This is a genomic window from Curtobacterium salicis, assembly GCF_011759505.1.
GTDB classification, from domain to species: Bacteria; Actinomycetota; Actinomycetes; order Actinomycetales; family Microbacteriaceae; genus Curtobacterium; species Curtobacterium salicis.
Genome location: NZ_JAAOYO010000003.1, coordinates 308,562 through 326,307, shown reverse-complemented (window position 1 = coordinate 326,307; position 17,746 = coordinate 308,562). Strand labels below are relative to the sequence as shown.

Here is a 17,746-nt window from a genome sequence, read left to right as displayed (position 1 = left end):
CCCGAGGGCGGACCGATCCGGTGCACGCCGCACCCTCGGCGGGCACCGTGCCACGGACGAGGAACCCCAGCCTCCGTCCGCGCCGGACCACCGCGTCCGGGTCCTGTCGCCATCGTCGCCGACGCCGTCGTCCGTCATGCCCCCGTGGGCCCGACGGACGGCATCTCCGACACCCGACAGGAGAACGCGCATGTCCGCACCCACGGACGTCCGACGACCCCGGACGACCCCTGAACCCCCGAACGGACCGGCCGAACAGGCCGTGTTCGACGCCCCCGCCGACGAGCGGGACCGAGAACGAGCCGGCACCCGAGCCGGTGACCCCCGCCGCAGCGCGACCCGTCGTTCCGCACGACGCATCGACCGTGCCGGGGAACTGCGCGAGCGTGAGCAGCGCGAGCAGCTCCACCACCTGACCGGCACCGCGGCGACCGGTCGGTCCCGTGCCGACACCCGGGCGCACAGCCCGGTGATGGTCCTCATCGTGCTGCTGGCGACGCTCGGCGTGGTCACGTACGCGGTGTTCCTGCTCAACCCCGCCAACCGCGGCGACTTCCTGCCGTACGGCCTGGTCATCGTCGCCGAGAGCGTCCTCGTCGGGCAGTCCCTGCTGTCGATGTGGACGATCCTGTCCGGCGGCACGGACCCCCGCGACTTCGCGTTCCACAACACCCAGGACACGATGTTCGACCTGGACGAGATCGACCGCGAGGGGCTCACCGACCGCAGCCACCTCTGGCCGATGCGCGTCCGGGGCAAGCGGGTCGTCGTCGACGTGTTCATCACGGTCTACGGCGAGGAGCTGACGAAGATCGCCGCCACCGTCGCGGCCGCCGTCGCGATGCGCGGTGAGCACCGCACGTGGATCCTCGACGACGGTCGGAGCGACGACGTCCGGGCCCTGGCGGACCGTCTCGGCGCCCGGTACGTCCGACGCCTGTCCTCGAACGGCGCCAAGGCGGGCAACATCAACCACGCCCTGACCCTGGCGAAGGGCGACTACTTCGCGGTGTTCGACGCCGACTTCGTGCCCGGCAAGGACTTCCTGTTCGAGACCGTGCCGTTCTTCGCGGACGGGTCGATCGCCTTCGTGCAGACGCCGCAGACCTACGGCAACCTGCACAACCTCGTCTCCCGCGGCGCCGGCTACATGCAGACGGTGTTCTACCGCTTCATCCAGCCGGGCCGGAACCGCTTCAACGCGGCCTTCTGCGTCGGCACGAACGTCATCTTCCGTCGTGCCGCGATCGACGACGTCGGCGGCATCCACACCGACTCGAAGTCCGAGGACGTCTGGACGAGCCTGCACCTGCACGAGCGCGGCTGGAAGTCGGTCTTCATCCCGATGACGCTCGCGGTCGGGGACGCCCCCGAGACCATCGAGGCGTACAGCAAGCAGCAGCTCCGCTGGGCGACCGGCGGGTTCGAGATCCTGCTGACGCACTTCCCGTTCAACCCGAAGCGCAAGCTGACGATGGACCAGCGCCTGCAGTACTTCGTCACGGCGAGCTTCTACCTGACCGGCATCGTGCCCGGACTGCTGCTCCTGGTGCCGCCGCTCGAGATCTTCTTCGACCTGCGTCCGATGAACATGTCCATCGGGGTGGGCGAGTGGGTGCTCTTCTACCTCGGCTTCTACCTGATGCAGGTCGTCCTGGCGTTCTACGCCCTCGGCTCGTTCCGGTACGAGACGCTGCTGCTCGCGGCGGTGTCGTTCCCGATCTACGCACGCGCGCTGTGGAACGTCCTCTGCGGGAAGGAGCAGGCGTGGCACGTCACCGGAGCCGGTCGTGGCCGAGCGCCGTCGCCGTTCAACTTCATCGTGCCGCAGGTGCTCGTCTTCGTCTTCCTGTCCCTGACGAGCGTCGTCGCGATCTGGCGTGACGTCTCGAACGGTCAGCTGACCCTGGCGACCGCGTGGAACATCACGAACTCGCTCATCTTCGGCGCGTTCATCATCACCGCGTTCCGGGAGCAGTCGGCGAACCGTCGTGCTGCCCGCCAGGAGCGCGACGCCGACACCGCCCCGGTGCTCGTGCTCGCCGCGGCCGGCCTCGAGCCCGCCCCGGCACTCCGGACCCATGTGGTCCGACCCGACTCGCTGCAGCCCGCACGCGACGTGATCACCGCGAGCGCCGCCTCCGGTACCCCGACCCCCGTGGAGGTCGCCTCGTGACCTGGACCAACCGACTCCGGCTGTACGGCGGCATCCTCGTGGTGCTCGTCGTCGTCGCCGCGTGCACGCTCGTCTTCAACCAGCGGCAGAGCGCCGTCGCCAGCACCTCGGCTGCGATCACCGCGCAGGAGTACGCCGTCGGCACCGACTACGGCGGAACCGTCACCGAGGAGTACGTCGAAGAGGGCGACACCGTCCAGGAGGGCGAGAAGCTCATGCAGGTGCAGAGCCTGCAGCTCGCGCAGGACATCCGGAAGGGCGTCGTCGGCGCGAACACGACGACGAGCGCCTACGAGATCGCCCCGGACGGCCTCATCACGTTCAAGGCCGAGGTCTCCGGCACCGTCGCGAAGCTCGACGTGAAGGCCGGCGGCTACGTCCAGGCCGGCTCCGAGCTCGGCACGATCCACAAGGCGCAGAGCCTGTTCGTGACGTCCGAGTTCCTCGTCAGCCCCCGCGACTACGGCCGCATCGCCGACGGCGCCACCGTCGACCTACTCCTGCCGAACGACCGCTCGCTCGAGGGAACGGTCAAGAACGTCAGCGTCGTCACCGACGGTGACGGCCAGGCGAAGACGACCGTGTCGGTCGAGAGCCCGGCACTGTCCGCGTCACCGTCCTCCGGCGTCACCAGCCCCGGCACCCCGGTCGACGCGACCCTGCACCTCCGTGACGACGGTCGGCTCTCCGGCGTCACCGACGGGTTCCGCGACTTCCTCCGGCAGATCGGCCTGTGAGCGTGCGGTTCCGCATCGGCGCCGTCGCCCTGGTGGCCGCGTCCGCCCTGCTGCTCACCGCCTGCACCGGCACCACCAGCGAGACCCGGACGGGAGGCTCGGACCGGGCCACCGGGACCGCCTCACCCGCCGTGGACGGTGCCGCCCAGCGCCGCGCCGTCACCGCGCTCGGTCCGGTCACGAAGACCACCGCGGGGGCCATGCGCCTCGCCGACGGGTTGGTGCCGCCGACGAACCGCTGGTTCTCCGGACTCGTCTACGGTGCCGCGCCGCAGCCGGTCTTCCCGACCCCGATCTCGTGGCAGGTGACCGACGACGGGTTCGCCGCCGGTCTGCCCGTCGTCAGCGCGACCGAGAAGACGATCGCCGGCGGTGCCGTGCAGCAGGTCGGTCTGGACCTCGGTGCCGACCGCACCCTGGTGTCCGCGTACGACCAGGTGTCCGTCACGGTCGAGCACCGGAAGGGTTCCACCGTCCTCGGTCACACCGTGCTCGCGCAGGGCTCGCCCCTTGTCTCGTACACCGCGGAGTCCGCCCAGACCGTCACCGCGACGGGCACCGTCACCGGGACGGCCGACGGTCCCGACGGCACGACCACGGGCACCATCGCCGCGGACGGCCGGACCTGGGGTGTCGTCACCACCGGTGACGTCGACGGCAGCGGCGTGCGTCTGGCCGCCGGCGGTTCCGTCGTGCTGTTCCCGGTGCCGGACGACGCCACCACGAAGCAGCTCCGGGCCCTGTCCGCAGCCGCTGCGTCGCCGCTGACCGAGGTCACGATGACCCGTTCGTCCACCGGCACCGCGTCGGACGGTCAGCAGCGGACCGCCCTCGGCTACCGCACCGCCGCAGCGGGGAAGACGCTCATCGTGCCGCAGCCCGGCCAGGGCACCACGGGCCTCAGCTGCACCGGCCTGCACTACGCGACCATCACCGGTGACGCGCCCGTCTGCATCGGTGCGGTGCTCCGGATCGCGGCCCCGAGCCTCCCGGCCGCCGACCGGCTCGACCTGTCCGGTCTGACGTCGGCGCAGCGCGCCACCCTCGTCGACCAGGTCCGGACGGACGCCGGCGGGGTGTCCGAGGCGTCCTTCGGTGCCGACAGCTACGGCGGTGGCAAGGACCTGTACCGGGTCGCGAACCTGTACCGGCTCGCCACCCAGCTCGACCTGGACGACGTGGCCAGCGGCCTCAGACGACAGCTCGTCAGCCAGATCGACCAGTGGACCGACCCCGAGGGCTGCGGTGTCAGCGGGACCCGGTGCTTCGCGTACGACGACACCGTGAAGGGGCTCGTCGGACAGGCGCCGTCGTTCGGCTCGGACGAGTTCAACGACCACCACTTCCACTACGGGTACCTGCTGTCGGCCGCCGCGATCGTGGCGGACGGCTCCGACGACCTCGTGGCGAAGTGGAAGCCGGTCCTCGACCTGGTGGCTGCGGACATCGCCTCCCCCGAGGCGACGAAGTCGTTCCCGGAACTCCGCGTGTACGACCCGTACGCGCAGCACTCGTGGGCCTCCGGGTACTCGCCGTTCGCGGACGGGAACAACCAGGAGTCGTCGTCCGAGGCGGTGTCGGCCTGGAACGGCCTCGCCCGCTGGGGCCAGGTCTCCGGCTCCCGTGCGACCGAGCAGCTCGGTGACTGGCTGCTCGCGAACGAGGCCGCGTCGGCGCAGCGCGACGTCCTCGACCCGGACCTCCGCACGTTCCCCGGGTTCCAGCACACCGTCGTCTCCCTGAACTGGGGCGGCAAGCGCGACCACGCCACCTGGTTCAGCGCGGACCCGGCGGCCCCGGCCGGCATCGAGCTCATCCCGATGCCCGCCGTCGCCGCGGACTACGTGGCCGCGGGCGGCAAGCAGCAGATCGGCCGGGTGCTCGACGAGGCCGTGCCGGAGGGCGACTACGCGGTGCAGTTCGGCGACTACCTGCTCATGTACCGGGCGTTGGCGTCGGGCAGTCAGGCGACGGCGGCACTGGCGGTCGCCCGGGACCTGCCGGCGGAGGACATCGACACCGGCAACACCCGGTCGTACCTGCTGGCCTGGATCATGTCGCACGAGTAGCCCGACCGGCGCAGCCGGACGAGCCGTGCCGGAGCCACAGGACGCAGTCCTGGGCTCCGGCACACCTGCGTCCGCCTACCGTCCACCCCATGAGCACGCGCGCGAAGACCACTGTCACCCTCGTCGGCCTCGCCACCATCGCCATGCTGCTGGGTGGTTGCTCGAACGCCGGCGCCCAGAACGGCGACCCGGTCGCGAAGGTCCCGGGCTCCGAGGAGTCCGCCACCCGCACCGACCCCGGCCAGCGCAACAGCGCCCCCTGCCAGGTCGCCTCGAGCGCCGCCGTCGACGCGATCGACAAGGCCGTGGGGCCGCATGACGACACGGACGTCGCGAGCGTCACGAAGGGCGAGGCCGGGTGGTACCTCGGTGTCTCGGTCGCCCCGAACCAGAGCGACGACCCCAACGACGACGAGGTCGCGATCTTCGGCACCGAGTCCGACCCGACCGCCGAGGACTTCGACGGCATGGTCGTCCCGGTGAACAAGGTCGCCGAGGACGTCGTCGCGGACGAGAGCACGGCGACCGCGGCACCGGCGGACTTCTCCGAGACCTCGGACGCCGCGAAGCAGGTCCAGAGCTGCATCGTCGAGGCCGTCGACCACTGACGCTCGGCGCGGCCGGTCAGGTCTGCCTGGTCCGGTCAGGTCTGCCCTGGTCCGGTCAGGTCTGGCAGCGCGGGCACCAGTAGGTGTCCCGCAGCGTGAGCTCCGACTCACCGAGGTCGCCGGACCGGATGCGCGTCCCGCAGCGCAGGCACGGCTTGCCCGCCCGGTTGTAGACCCAGAAGCGCTGCCCGGGCCGGTCGACGCCCGTGGTCACCCGGTTGCTCCGGTCGCGGTTGGCGACGATCAGCCGGGAGGCCATGGTCACCATCCGCGCCGGATCCCGCACCTCGCTGACCGGCCGGGTCGGCAACACGCCCCGGAGGAAGCAGAGCTCGTTCCGGTAGACGTTGCCGAGACCGGCCATCACCCGCTGGTCGAGGAGCGCCAGGCCCACCGGCCGGTCCGGGTCCGCCGTGAGGTTCGCGAGGGCGACGTCGGCGTCCCAGTCCGGCCCGAGGAGGTCCGGCCCGAGGTGCCCGACGACCTCGGACTCCCGGTCACGCGGCACGACCTCCAGGACACCGAGGGTGAAGCCGACCGTCGAGACGTCGGCGGCGTCGAGGACGACCCGAGCCTGGAACGCCGGTCGACGCCAGCGCTCCCCGGGGGCGTAGACGTCCCACCGGCCCTCCATCTTGAGGTGTGAGTGCACGGTCAGGTCGCCGATCCGGTGCAGCAGGTGCTTGCCGCGCGGGACGACCTCGTCGACGGTGCGACCGACGAGGTCGAGCGTGGCGAACGCCGGCACCCGGAAGTCGCTGCGGGTCAGTACCTTGCCGGCGAGGGCCGCGTGCAACCGTGCCGCGGCGCGGAAGACGGTGTCGCCCTCAGGCACGGAGCCGCAGTCCCTGGGGCGTGGCCGTGAAGCCCGCGGTGCGGAGCGCGTCCCCGAGCGGTGCCTCGAGGACGAAGACCCCGTCGACCCGCTCGACGGACAGCTTGCCCAGCCCGCTCCGGACGGTCGCGGCGATCGAGGTGGCGGCGGCGGCCAGGTCGGCCGGGTCCTCCGTGAACGTCAGGACGCTCTTGCCGCCACGTTCGACGTAGACGGCCAACCGTCCGTCGACGAGCACGACGAGGGCGCCGGCCTTCCGACCCGGACGGTGTCCGCGCGCGCCGCCCTTCGCGGGGGCGGTGCTCACACTGGTCTGGGCGACCGGGCCGACGGCGCCGGTCTGGTCGGCAGCTGCGGTCGGGTCGTCGGGGTCGACCGGTGCCGGATCGTGCGGCCAGGGCAACGACGCGCCGAAGGGGTTCGCCGGGTCGGTGGCCGACAGGGTCAGGGCTTCGCGCGCCCGGTCCGGATCGGCACGCTCCTCGTCGTCCAGGTCCTTCGCGTAGGTGCGGAGCCGGTCGACGGTCGGGCCGGTGGCGAACTGGGCGGCACCGAGGCCCTCGACGAAGTACCCGCGTCGGGCGCGGCCGGACTCCTCGAACTTCGCCAGCACCCGGTAGACCCCCGCGAAGCCGCCGCGGACCCCCTCGACCTGCACGGCGCCACGGGTGACCACGCCGTACCGCTCGAGCAGCAGTTCCGCGGTCGCCGCTGCCCGGACGGTGGCATCCGGTTCGGCGAGCGGCAGCAGGGACCAGCGCCCGCCGACGTTCGGCGGTCCGGACTGGGTCGGCAGCGTGGGTCGGCGTCGCCCGCGGTAGGCGCGGGTGCGCGGCGCGCTGGACGTCCGTGCCTTGCCGCCGAGCATCGCTCGCAGCGGGGCGAAGGTGTCGTTGGTGATCTGCCCGGCCCAGACCAGGTCCCAGAGCGCGGTCGTGAGCGCCGGGTCGTCCGTGCTGCCGACGGCCTGACCGAGCTGCCGGAAGAAGTACGCGCCGCCGCCGGCCAGGGCGCCGAGGACGTCCCGCTGCAGTTCGGTGGTCTCGTCGCCCGCGGCCTCGGCGAGGGTGGTCGCGGCGGTGTCCGCGAGGTGCAGCCGCACCCAGCCGTCGTTGCCGGGCAGCGTGCCGCCGCCGGACCAGAGGACCTCGCCGGTGGCGGTGAGCTCGTCGAGCATGCTGGGGGCGTAGTCGGAGACGCGGGCGGGCAGCACGAGCGACTCCCACGAGCTGGCGGGCAGGGCGACCCCGGAGAGCTGGTCGACCACCTGCAGCACGCCGTCGATCCCACGCAGCCCGCCGCGGGCCCCGGGGACGCGGACGTGCTGCCATGCGGGCAGGAAGCGGGCGAGGGCGTCGGGTGCGACGGGTTCGACCTCGTGCCGGAGCGCTGCGAGCGACTTCGTCCGGATGCGCCGGAGCACCTCGGAGTCGCACCACTCGGCGCCCTGGCGGTCGGGCCGGAACTCGCCCTCGACCAGGCGGCGGTCGGCGGTCAGGCGGCGCAGGGTGTCCTGCACGACGGCGACGCCGAGCCCCAGGCGCGAGGCGGCCTCGTGCGCGGCGAACGGCCCGTGACTGCGGGCGTACCGGCCGACCAGGTCACCGAGCGGGTCGGCGACCGGTTCGACGAAGGCGGTCGGGACGCCGATCGGCAGCGGCACCCCGAGGGCGTCGCGGAGCCGGGAGGCGTCCTCGATGACGGCCCACCGGGTGGCCCCGGCGTGCGAGAACGCCAGGACGCGGCGGTCGCGTTCGAGTGCCTCGAGCGCGGTGCGGAGGGTCGCTGCGGCCTCGGCGCGATCGGTCGCCTCGGCCAGCCAGCTCCGCTCCACCAGCTCGTCGGGGTCGAGCGCGCCGACGAGCCGGAGCACGTCGACCATGCCCTCGACGTCCCGTGCCCGGCGGTCCGGGGAGCGGCGCTGCAGGTCGCGCTCGACACCGTCGATGACGGCCGGGTCGAGCAGTTCGCGGAGCTCGGCGCGCCCGAGGAGCTCGCTGAGCAGGGTCGAGTCGAGGGAGAGCGCGGCCGCTCGGCGTTCGGCGAGCGGCGAGTCGCCCTCGTACATGAACGCCGCGACGTACCCGAACAGCAGGGTGCGGGCGAAGGGCGAGGGCTGCTCGGTCTCGCTCTCGACCAGGCGGATCCGGCGTCGGGCGATCTCGTCCGCGATGCCGAGCAGTGCGGGGACGTCGTACACGTCCTGCAGCACTTCGCGCACGGTCTCGAGCAGGATCGGGAAGGTCGGGTACTTCTGCGCGACCTCGAGCAGCTGCGACGCGCGCTGACGCTGCTGCCAGAGCGGCGACCGGCGTCCCGGGTCACGCCGGGGCAGCAGCAGGGCGCGGGCCGCACACTCGCGGAACCGTGCGGCGAACAGGGCGGAGCCGCCGACCTCGTCGGTGACGATGGTCTCGAGGTCGTCGCGTTCGAAGACGAACAGCTCCGCTCCGGGAGGCTCGGCGTCCGTCTCCGGGATCCGCACCACGATGCCGTCGTCTGCGGCCATGGCACCACCGTCGATCCCGTGCCGCTCCCGCAGCCGGGCCGCGACCGCGAGGGCCCACGGCGCGTGCACGGTCATGCCGTACGGGGAGTGCAGGATGAGCCGCCAGTCGCCGAGTTCGTCGCGGAAGCGCTCGACGACGAGCGTGGTGTCGCTCGGCACGTGGCCGGTGGCCGCGCGCTGGTCACGGAGGAAGGTGATGAGGTTCGTCACGGCCCGTTCGTCGAGCCCGCCGGCGGCGACGCGGGCGCGGGCGTCCTCGTCGGAGGCGGACTCGACCTCCCGCACGAAGGCCCCGGTGGCACGGCCGAGTTCGGCGGGGCGCCCGAGTCCGTCGCCCTTCCAGAACGGCACGCGGCCGGGCTGCCCGAACGCGGGGCTGACGAGGACCCGGTCGTGCGTGATCTCCTCGATCCGCCAGCTGGTGGCGCCGAGCGCGAAGACGTCGCCGACCCGGGACTCGTAGACCATCTCCTCGTCGAGTTCGCCGACGCGGGAGGCCCGCTCGCCGACCATGAACACGCCGAACATGCCGCGGTCCGGGATCGTGCCACCGCTCGTGACCGCCAGGCGCTGGGCACCGGGACGACCGGTGAGGGTGCCGTGCACGCGGTCCCAGACCAGGCGTGGGCGGAGTTCGGCGAACTCGTCGCTCGGGTAGCGGCCGGTGACCAGGTCGAGCGTCGCGTCGAACGCCGAGCGGGGCAGGCCGCTGAACGGTGCGCTCCGCCGGACGAGCTCGAACCAGTGCTCGACGTCGACGGTGTCGATCGCCCCGGCGGCGACGGTGTGCTGCGCCAGGACGTCGAGGGGGTTCGCGGGGACCGAGATCGACTCGATCTGCCCGGCGACCATGCGCTCGACGGTGACGGCGCTGTTGACGAGGTCGGCCCGGTGCTTCGGGAACAGCACCCCGCGCGAGATCTCGCCGACCTGGTGTCCGGCGCGCCCGACGCGCTGCAGGCCGCTCGCGACGGACGGCGGTGCCTCGACCTGGATGACGAGGTCGACCTCGCCCATGTCGATGCCGAGTTCGAGCGAGCTGGTGGCGACCACGCAGCGCAGCCGTCCGGACTTCAGGTCGTCCTCGATGATCGCGCGCTGGTCCTTCGACACCGAGCCGTGGTGCGCACGGGCGAGCACCGGGATGCTCCGCTCCGAGCCGCCACCGTCGGTCTGGCCGGAGCCGCCGATCAGCTGCGCCGGCGGGCGGGTCGGCGCGGGTCGCGCTGCCGTCCGGGCCGCAGGCAGCCCGTCGTCCTCGGGTACGGCGCCCGCGGGCACCAGGACCCCGTCGCCGGCGGCGGCGAGGGCGCGTTCCTCGTGGATCTCGTTGAGCCGGGCGGTCAGGCGTTCGGCCAGTCGGCGGGAGTTGGCGAAGACGATCGTCGACCGGTGCTGCTCGACGAGGTCCACGACGGACTCTTCGACGTGCGGCCAGATCGACCCGTTCGTCGGGCCGGAGGTCGCGTCGGCCCCGACCGGGGGTGCGCCGAGCTCGGTCATGTCGTCGACCGGCACGACCACGCGCAGGTCGAAGGTCTTCTGCGCGGGCGGCGCGATGATCTGCACCGGTGCACGACCGCCGAGGAAGCGCGCGACCTCTTCCGCGGGGCGGACGGTGGCGGACAGCCCGATGCGCTGGACGGGCTTCTCGAGCAGGTCGTCGAGACGCTCGAGGGAGACGGCCAGGTGCGCGCCACGCTTGGACGACGCGACCGCGTGCACCTCGTCCACGATGACGGTGTCGACGTTCAGCAGGGTCTCGCGGGCTTTCGACGTCAGCATCAGGTACAGCGACTCGGGCGTGGTGATGAGGATGTCCGGCGGCTGACGCAGGAGCTTCTGCCGGTCGGACGACGGGGTGTCACCGCTCCGGACCCCTACCGTGACGTCGGGCGGTTCGAGTCCGAGCCGCTTCGCCGTCTGCGTGATCCCGACGAGCGGCGAGCGCAGGTTCCGCTCGACGTCGACGCCGAGCGCCTTGAGCGGTGAGACGTAGAGCACGCGCGTGCGCTGCTTGGGCGGCGGGGTGTCCGGCGCCGAGATGAGCCGGTCGATCGACCACAGGAACGAGGCCAGGGTCTTGCCGGAGCCGGTCGGCGCGATGACGAGTGCGTGCTGTCCGGTCGAGATGGCGTCCCACGCGCCGGCCTGTGCGGGCGTCGGTTCGCGGAACGCCCCCCGGAACCACTCGGCGGTGGCGGGGGAGAAGCGCTCGAAGACGTCCGTCATGGTCCGCTCCATCCTGCTCCTCACCACCGACAGCAGCCCGTGCGGATCCGTGCTTGACAACGAGAACACTACCGATCTATCGTTAACGCATCGCGACCGGTACTGAACGGATCGCGAACGAACTTCGAGAAAGGAGTCGTCATGCGCCCCATGGACGACGAACACAGCTCCACGTCCCCCCGCGGCCCCTTCGGCCGCGGCCACGGCGGGCCCCGCTTCGGCAGCGCCCGTCAGCACCACGGCACGGGCTTCCCCGGCCGTGACCACGGTGACCACGAACACGGCCGCGGTGGCCGCGGCGGGCGGGGCTTCGGTCCCGGCTTCGGCGGACCGGGGTTCGGCGGACCGGGCTTCGGCGCCGGGTTCGGCGGCGGCTTCGGGCCGGGCTTCGGCCCCGGTCGCGAGCGCCGTCGCCGCGGTGACGTCCGCCTCGCCATCCTCGGGCTCCTCGCCGAGGGCCCGCAGAACGGCTACGCGGTCATCAAGACGATCGCCGAGCGCACCGGTGGCGCCTGGAAGCCGAGCCCCGGCTCGGTGTACCCGACGCTCCAGCAGCTCGTCGACGAAGAGCTCGTGGTCTCCACGGGCGACGGTCGGAAGACCCTCTTCGAGCTCACCGACGCCGGACGGGCCGAGGCCGAGTCCAAGGCCGACGAGATCGCCGCCGCGTGGGAGTCCACGCCCGGCATGCCGGACTCGCAGCGCGAGCTGTTCGACTCCCTCCGCAAGCTCGCCAGCGTCCTGCACGTGTTCCGGACGAGCGCGACGGAAGCGCAGACGAAGGCCGCCACCGAGAAGATCGACGGCCTGCGCCGGGACCTGCTCCAGGTCCTCAGCGACTGAGCGGTCGGCACCACCGCACCACACACCGGACGGGAGGCCCGTTGCCAGCTGGCAACGGGCCTCCCGTCCGTCTGCGGTCGCGTCGCCGAGCGGCAGCCCGCCGCCGGTGCTGCATCTCCTGTGGAGAGCGGTCTGTGTCCACAGATGCCGCGCCCGGGGCCGTTTCCGCGACCGGGCCTGGTAGGAACGGTGCATGTCCTCGCTGCGCACCCCCGACCCCGACCCCGATTCCGGCTCCGGCTGGCTGTCGGACGAGGAACTCGCGTCCGTCCGTCGTCGTCTGCCGATCTCCTACGTCGAGGCGGTGCCCGTGCGGCTCGACGGCCTCGGGGTCGTGACCGAGGTCGGCATCCTGCTCCGGGTGTCGCCGAGCGGCTCGATCGCGCGGACGCTCGTCTCCGGTCGGGTGATGTACGGCGAGTCGATCCGGACCGCGCTGTTCCGCCACCTCGAGAAGGACCTCGGGCCGATGGCGTTCCCGCAGCTGCCGGCGAGCCCGAACCCCTTCACCGTCGCCGAGTACTTCCCGCTGCCCGGCGCCTCGGTGTACACCGACGAGCGGCAGCACGCGATCTCACTGGCCTACGTCGTCCCGGTCACGGGCACGTGCGAGCCCCGCCAGGACGCCCTCGAACTCACCTGGATGAGTCCGATGGAGGCGGCGTCCGACGCGGTCGCGGACGAGATGGAGGGCGGCCGCGGCACGCTCCTCCGTGCGGGACTCGCCTCGGTCGGCGCGCTGCACTGACCAGCGCTGCGCTGACCCGCGCTGCACTGGCCGGCGTCGCACTGACCCGGCGGCGTCCACCGCACGACGAAGCCCCCGGATCCGATCGGATCCGGGGGCTTCGCAGCGCGGTACGAGACCGGCTTGGTTACTTGTCGTTCTTGAAGCTGTCGGCGACGCCGTGGGCCGCGTCCTTCACGTCCGTGACGCCCTGCTTGGCCGAGGCCTTGCCCTGGTCGGTCTGACCTTCGGCCTTCAGGCGGTCGTTGTCCGTGGCGTTGCCGAGGCCTTCCTTGGCCTTGCCTGCCGCCTTCTCAGCGGCGTTCTTGATGTCTTCGATCCCAGCCATGTGCGCTCCTCTCGACAACGGATGATTCCCCGACGGCTGCTCGCGCACCCGCCGGTGACCAGAACCGTACGCGCGACGTCCGTGTTCCTCGGAGGAAGCGTTCAGGACCAGGGTCAGCGGCCGGAACCGGCCGGACGGGAGGCGCGGCGCGAGCCACCACGACGGCCTGCGGGAGCAGCGTCGTCGCGCGGGGCACGGCCGGCGCTGTAGCCGCCGTCCGAGGACCAGACCGACGCCGAGCCACCGCGGGTGGTGTCGGAACCGGCACGACGCGGGGCGCCACGACGGTCGTCGCGACCGGCGCCCTCGGAGCGACCGCCACGGCGGGCACCGGAGCCGGCCGAGTCGGAACCGGCGGCGGAGCGTCCGGCGGAGGACGCGCCTCCCGAACGGCCGCCGGTGCCGGCGGCGGGGGCGCCACGACCACGCGAGCGGCCACGGCCCTGGCCGGCGGTGTCACCCGACGACTGGCGGCGCGGCTGCTGCTGCTGCTGCGGTGCCGGGGTGGTGTCCTCGCGGTACGGGGCCACCTCGCCGACGAGCTCGGTCACGGCCGCGGAGGTCGCGGTGACGTGCTGCGGCGTGACCTTGATCGCTGCGGCACGCATCATCTGCGCGACGTCGCGACGCTCGGCCGGCATCGTCACCGTGACGACGTCGCCCGACGAACCGGCACGGGCGGTGCGGCCGGAACGGTGCAGGTACGCCTTGTGCTCGGTGGGCGGGTCGACGTGCACGACGAGCTCGACGGCGTCGACGTGCACACCGCGGGCGGCGACGTCGGTGGCGACGAGCACCAGGGCGTCGCCGGAGGAGAACCGGGCGAGGTTCCGCTCACGGGCACCCTGCGAGAGGTTGCCCTGCAGGTCGACGGCCGGGATGCCCTGGCTGGAGAGCTGCTTGGCGAGGCGCTTGGCGTGGTGCTTCGTGCGCATGAAGAGGATGCGACGGCCGGTGCCGGAGGCGAGGGCCTTGACCAGGTCCTTCTTGGCGTCGGCGTCCGCGACCTCGAAGAGGTGGTGGGTCATCGCCTCGACGGGGCTGTTCTCGTCGTCGACCGAGTGCATCACCGGGTCGTGCAGGAACTTCTTGACGAGCTTGTCCACGCCGTTGTCGAGCGTGGCGGAGAACAGCAGGCGCTGGCCCTTGACCGGGGTCGCCTGCATGATCTTGGTGACGCCGGGCAGGAAGCCCATGTCGGCCATGTGGTCGGCCTCGTCGAGGACGGTGACCTCGATGGCGTCCAGGTGCACGTGGCCCTGCTGCATGAGGTCGGCCAGACGGCCCGGGCAGGCCACGACGATGTCCACGCCGCGGTTCAGCGCCTCGACCTGACGGCCCTGACCGACACCACCGAAGATGGTCGTCGTGTTCAGGCCCATGGCCTTGGCGAGGGGCGCGAGCGTTGCGTCGATCTGCGTCGCGAGCTCACGGGTCGGGGCGAGCACGAGGGCACGAGGGCGACCGGCGCGACGGCTGCGGGAGGATGCGGCCAGGCGGGCGGCGAGGGGGATCGCGAAGGCGATCGTCTTGCCGGAGCCGGTGCGGCCGCGGCCGAGCACGTCCTTGCCCTTGAGCGAGTCGGGCAGGGTGTCGACCTGGATCGGGAAGGCGTTCTCCTTGCCCTGGGCGACGAGGACGTCGACCATCGGCGTGGGGACACCGAGGTCGGCGAACCGGACCTCGGCGGAGTCGGTGTCCTGGGTGGTGCTGGTGTTCTGGGTGGTCATGGTGACCTCTCGGGCCCGGAAGGGCCGGAAGGGCGCGCGGTCGAGGCCGGCGCGGGCGGGAGCGCATCCGCTCAGCGGTCCGGGTCCGGGTGGACGTCGGCGCTGGAGTGCGGGTGCTGTCGCCGCAGCAGAGAGCCTGGCACCGGGATCTGCGCCACCGGACGGGTTCCGGGGCGAGGGTGGTGCGCGATACACATCGGTGTCGGTTCCGCACGTGAGTCGGTCAGACGCGGAGGTCTGTCCGTTCGTGCGGGACACCGGGAGGTTTCGGGGGCGTCCGTACGACGCACGAGGCGATCGGCGCCTCGAGTGGTCCCAGCATAGCGGGCTCGGGCGTCGGAACGGGAGGGGTGTTCGCGTCGGGCGTGTGACAGGGGCTCGCGGACGGCGTCACGAGCGGTCCACCGAGGCGTGCGAGGATGCGTCGTGCTCTTCCGCAGGTCCCTCGTCACCACCGCCCTGCTCGCGGCCGTCGCCACCGGTCTGACCGGCTGCGCCCTCGGCTCGGGGACCACGCCCGGCGCGTCCCGCACCGTCGACGACGCCGGGACGGGAGGCGCGACCGCCGGCGTCCGCGTCGCCGCACGGTCACTGCCCACCGGCGGTCTCCCGGACTACCAGCTCGGCGGGTCGTACGCACCGCCCGCCGGGGTCACGATCGTCGAGCGCGACAGCACCGCGAAGCCCGCCGCCGGCACCTACGGCATCTGTTACGTCAACGGGTTCCAGACGCAGCCGGAGGACCGGGCGTCGTGGCTCTCCGACCACCCCACGGCGGTCCTCCGCACGGCGGCCGGCAAGCCCGTCATCGACCCGGGCTGGCCCGACGAGCTCATCCTCGACACCCGGACCGCGACGGCCCGCGCCACGATCACCACCGTGCTGACGCGATCGATCGCCCGCTGCGCGGACCGCGGGTTCGACGCCGTCGAGTTCGACAACCTGGACTCCTGGACCCGATCCGGCGGACGCCTGACCCGCTCGGGGAACCTGGCGCTCGCCGCGTCGCTCGTCCGGGTGGCCCACCAGCACGGCCTGGCTGCGGCGCAGAAGAACACCCCGCAGCTCGGGACGGCCGGGCGGGAGCGCACCGGGTTCGACTTCGTGGTCGCCGAGGAGTGCGTGCAGTACGACGAGTGCGCGGCGTACACCGACGTCTACGGAGCCCAGGTGATCGACGTCGAGTACGCGGACACGCTCAAGGGGAAGTGGTCCGCGGTCTGTGCGATGTCCGACCGGCCGCGGATGACGATCCTCCGCGACCGGGACCTCGTCGCCGCCCGCCAGGACGGGTACGTCTTCCGCCACTGCTGAGCGGGGCGGACGAGTTCCGCGTCCAGCGACAGGGCTCGTGCGCGCCGAGCCGAGCCGTGTCGCTCAGCGCGGATCTCGGCGCGGCCGCGGCCGGCTCAGGCGCGGCCGGCTCAGGCGGGCCAGGCGTCGTGCAGCGCGGCCGCCGTCTGGTCGGCGGACAGACCCGCCTCGCGTGCGGCCGCGACGAGGGCGCTCGCCGCGTGCGTCACGGACTCGGGGACGGCGGCGGGCCGCACCACGCGGGTCCCGGCGCCACGTGCGGTCTGCACCAGCCCGGCTTCCTCGAGCAGCTGGTAGGCCTTCGCGACGGTCCCGGCGGCGAGTCCGAGCTCGGCGGCCAACCCGCGGACACTCGGCAGGCGTTCCCCGTCGACGAGGTACCCGGCGGCGATCTGGGCGGCGAGCTGCGAACGGACCTGTTCGAAGGGCGGCACGCGGCCGCCGGCGTCGATCGCGACGAATCCCGACATGCGGTCCACCCTAGGAGCCGTACCGCTCGCCGACGGGGACCGCCACGGGCAGGGTGTTACCGGGAGGCGCGAGCGGGCACGCCCACGCCGGGTCGTACGCGCACGAGGGGTTGTACGCGAAGTTGAAGTCGAGCACGAGCGCACCGTCGTCGCCACCCAGGTCGGAGCCCTTGATCGTGTCGATCAGGTAGCGCCCGCCGCCGTAGGTGCCGCCCGGCTTGCCGGCGCTCGCGTCCTTCACGGGGACGAACAGGCCGCCCGCGTAACCGCCGTGCGCCCAGACGTCGAGCGACCCGATGCCGGGCACCTGCACGATCCCCAGGCGGTCGAAGTGCACGATGCCGTCGGTGCCGGTCTCGACGTCGAGCACCTTCGGCTCGGCCGCCTCGATCGGCACGTGGAAGCGCCAGGCCGGGTCGTAGGCCGGGAACGGGAGGGACGTGAAGTCGGCGGCGTCCTCGGGCAGCAGCGGGCTGGCCGGGTGCCCGGCGAACATCGCGTCACGCCCCTGGCGCCACAGCGTGTGGGCCGCCTCGGGCTCGGGTGTCGCCCGGACCCGGCGGAAGAGGTCGAACGTCTCCCGACGCCAGTCGACGGTGGCGAGGGCGGTGCGGACGCGGTCGGCGTTCTCCGTCTGGGTCACGTCGTCGAGCGTACGCTCACGCGGTCCACGTCGGCGCGAGTGCGCGCATCCGGAAGGCCCGCCACTGCCAGATGACCCACATGCCGGGCCAGAGCGCCAGGCCGAGGACGGCGGGGCGGGTGCGGTAGGTCAGGCGGTCGCGGAAAAGCGTCCGGCCGTCGGGCAGTGCGGAGACGGCCATCCGGTGCCGCATGTCCATCCGGGCGAACAGGCCGCTCGTGCCACCACCACGGTCGACCTGGACCGGCACGCCGTCGGTCTGGTGCAGGTCGATGTCGACGTGGCTCGACCCGCTCGGCACCAGGCCGAACGTCCGGGCACTGATCGGGTGCGGTTCGTGGGGCGTCCAGTGCTCGGGGAATCCGGCGGGGTCGAGCGATCGGTAGACGAGGAAGGGCTTCGTGACGGCGACCATGACGGACGGCCGGAGGAGGGCGTCCCGGACGGCGTCGACGGGAGCGTCCAGGACGATGCGGAGACCGACGTGCATGCGGCGGACGCTAC

The 17,746-nt window shown here is 72.6% G+C and carries 14 protein-coding genes; 7 read left to right on the top strand and 7 right to left on the bottom strand.

Features of this window, described 5'->3' with window-relative positions; all coding sequences use genetic code 11:
• Positions 1–190 precede the first annotated feature (190 nt).
• The 4 genes from E9228_RS10050 to E9228_RS10035 all read left to right on the top strand — a co-directional run bounded on the left by E9228_RS10050 (position 191) and on the right by E9228_RS10035 (position 5,590).
• On the top strand, positions 191–2,176 hold the full coding sequence (locus tag E9228_RS10050) for a glycosyltransferase family 2 protein (RefSeq protein ID WP_252727976.1): 1,986 nt from the start codon (positions 191–193) through the stop codon (positions 2,174–2,176).
• Positions 2,173–2,913, top strand: a complete 741-nt coding sequence (locus E9228_RS10045) for an efflux RND transporter periplasmic adaptor subunit (protein WP_166780429.1) — start codon at positions 2,173–2,175, stop codon at positions 2,911–2,913. The genes E9228_RS10050 and E9228_RS10045 overlap by 4 nt, the downstream gene beginning before the upstream one ends.
• Positions 2,910–4,982 (top strand): glycosyl hydrolase, encoded by a 2,073-nt coding sequence (locus E9228_RS17570; protein WP_166780428.1) that lies wholly within the window; start codon positions 2,910–2,912, stop codon positions 4,980–4,982. Before E9228_RS10045 ends, E9228_RS17570 begins: the two co-directional genes overlap by 4 nt.
• Before the next feature lie 89 nt (positions 4,983–5,071).
• On the top strand, positions 5,072–5,590 hold the full coding sequence (locus E9228_RS10035; RefSeq protein WP_166780427.1) for a hypothetical protein: 519 nt from the start codon (positions 5,072–5,074) through the stop codon (positions 5,588–5,590).
• 55 nt (positions 5,591–5,645) lie between these two features.
• On the opposite strand, the gene E9228_RS10030 is transcribed toward E9228_RS10035, so the two are convergent.
• Both E9228_RS10030 and E9228_RS10025 read right to left on the bottom strand, forming a co-directional pair.
• On the bottom strand, positions 5,646–6,425 hold the full coding sequence (locus E9228_RS10030; RefSeq protein WP_166780426.1) for an Fpg/Nei family DNA glycosylase: 780 nt from the start codon (positions 6,423–6,425) through the stop codon (positions 5,646–5,648).
• Entirely contained in the window at positions 6,418–11,166 is a 4,749-nt protein-coding gene (locus E9228_RS10025) for an ATP-dependent helicase (RefSeq protein WP_166780425.1), read from the bottom strand. The genes E9228_RS10030 and E9228_RS10025 overlap by 8 nt, the downstream gene beginning before the upstream one ends.
• A 141-nt stretch (positions 11,167–11,307) precedes the next feature.
• Here E9228_RS10025 and E9228_RS10020 point away from each other — a divergent pair, with 141 nt between their 5' ends.
• Positions 11,308–12,009, top strand: a complete 702-nt coding sequence (locus E9228_RS10020) for a PadR family transcriptional regulator (RefSeq protein ID WP_166780424.1) — start codon at positions 11,308–11,310, stop codon at positions 12,007–12,009.
• A gap of 193 nt (positions 12,010–12,202) precedes the next feature.
• Positions 12,203–12,757, top strand: a complete 555-nt coding sequence (locus E9228_RS10015) for an NUDIX hydrolase family protein (protein ID WP_166780423.1) — start codon at positions 12,203–12,205, stop codon at positions 12,755–12,757.
• A 127-nt stretch (positions 12,758–12,884) separates the two neighbouring features.
• Here E9228_RS10015 and E9228_RS10010 read toward each other — a convergent pair whose 3' ends face one another.
• Positions 12,885–13,085 (bottom strand): CsbD family protein, encoded by a 201-nt coding sequence (locus E9228_RS10010; protein ID WP_166780422.1) that lies wholly within the window; start codon positions 13,083–13,085, stop codon positions 12,885–12,887.
• A gap of 113 nt (positions 13,086–13,198) precedes the next feature.
• Positions 13,199–14,815: a DEAD/DEAH box helicase gene (locus E9228_RS10005; protein ID WP_166780421.1), complete on the bottom strand. Its 1,617-nt coding sequence runs from the start codon at positions 14,813–14,815 to the stop codon at positions 13,199–13,201.
• 426 nt (positions 14,816–15,241) lie between these two features.
• Between E9228_RS10005 and E9228_RS10000 the strand changes: the two genes are divergently transcribed.
• On the top strand, positions 15,242–16,129 hold the full coding sequence (locus E9228_RS10000) for an endo alpha-1,4 polygalactosaminidase (RefSeq protein WP_166780420.1): 888 nt from the start codon (positions 15,242–15,244) through the stop codon (positions 16,127–16,129).
• A gap of 110 nt (positions 16,130–16,239) precedes the next feature.
• Here E9228_RS10000 and E9228_RS09995 read toward each other — a convergent pair whose 3' ends face one another.
• Genes E9228_RS09995 through E9228_RS09985 form a run of 3 tightly spaced genes read right to left on the bottom strand, consistent with a single transcriptional unit; the run spans position 16,240 to position 17,732 of the window.
• Entirely contained in the window at positions 16,240–16,599 is a 360-nt protein-coding gene (locus E9228_RS09995) for a GntR family transcriptional regulator (protein ID WP_166780419.1), read from the bottom strand.
• A 10-nt stretch (positions 16,600–16,609) separates the two neighbouring features.
• The gene (locus E9228_RS09990; protein ID WP_166780418.1) at positions 16,610–17,242 is read right to left on the bottom strand and encodes a DUF1684 domain-containing protein; all 633 of its coding nucleotides are present in this window, start codon (positions 17,240–17,242) and stop codon (positions 16,610–16,612) included.
• Positions 17,243–17,258: 16 nt separating this feature from the next.
• A complete protein-coding gene (locus E9228_RS09985) occupies positions 17,259–17,732 on the bottom strand; it encodes a hypothetical protein (protein WP_166780417.1) in 474 nt (157 codons plus the stop codon).
• Positions 17,733–17,746 lie beyond the last annotated feature (14 nt).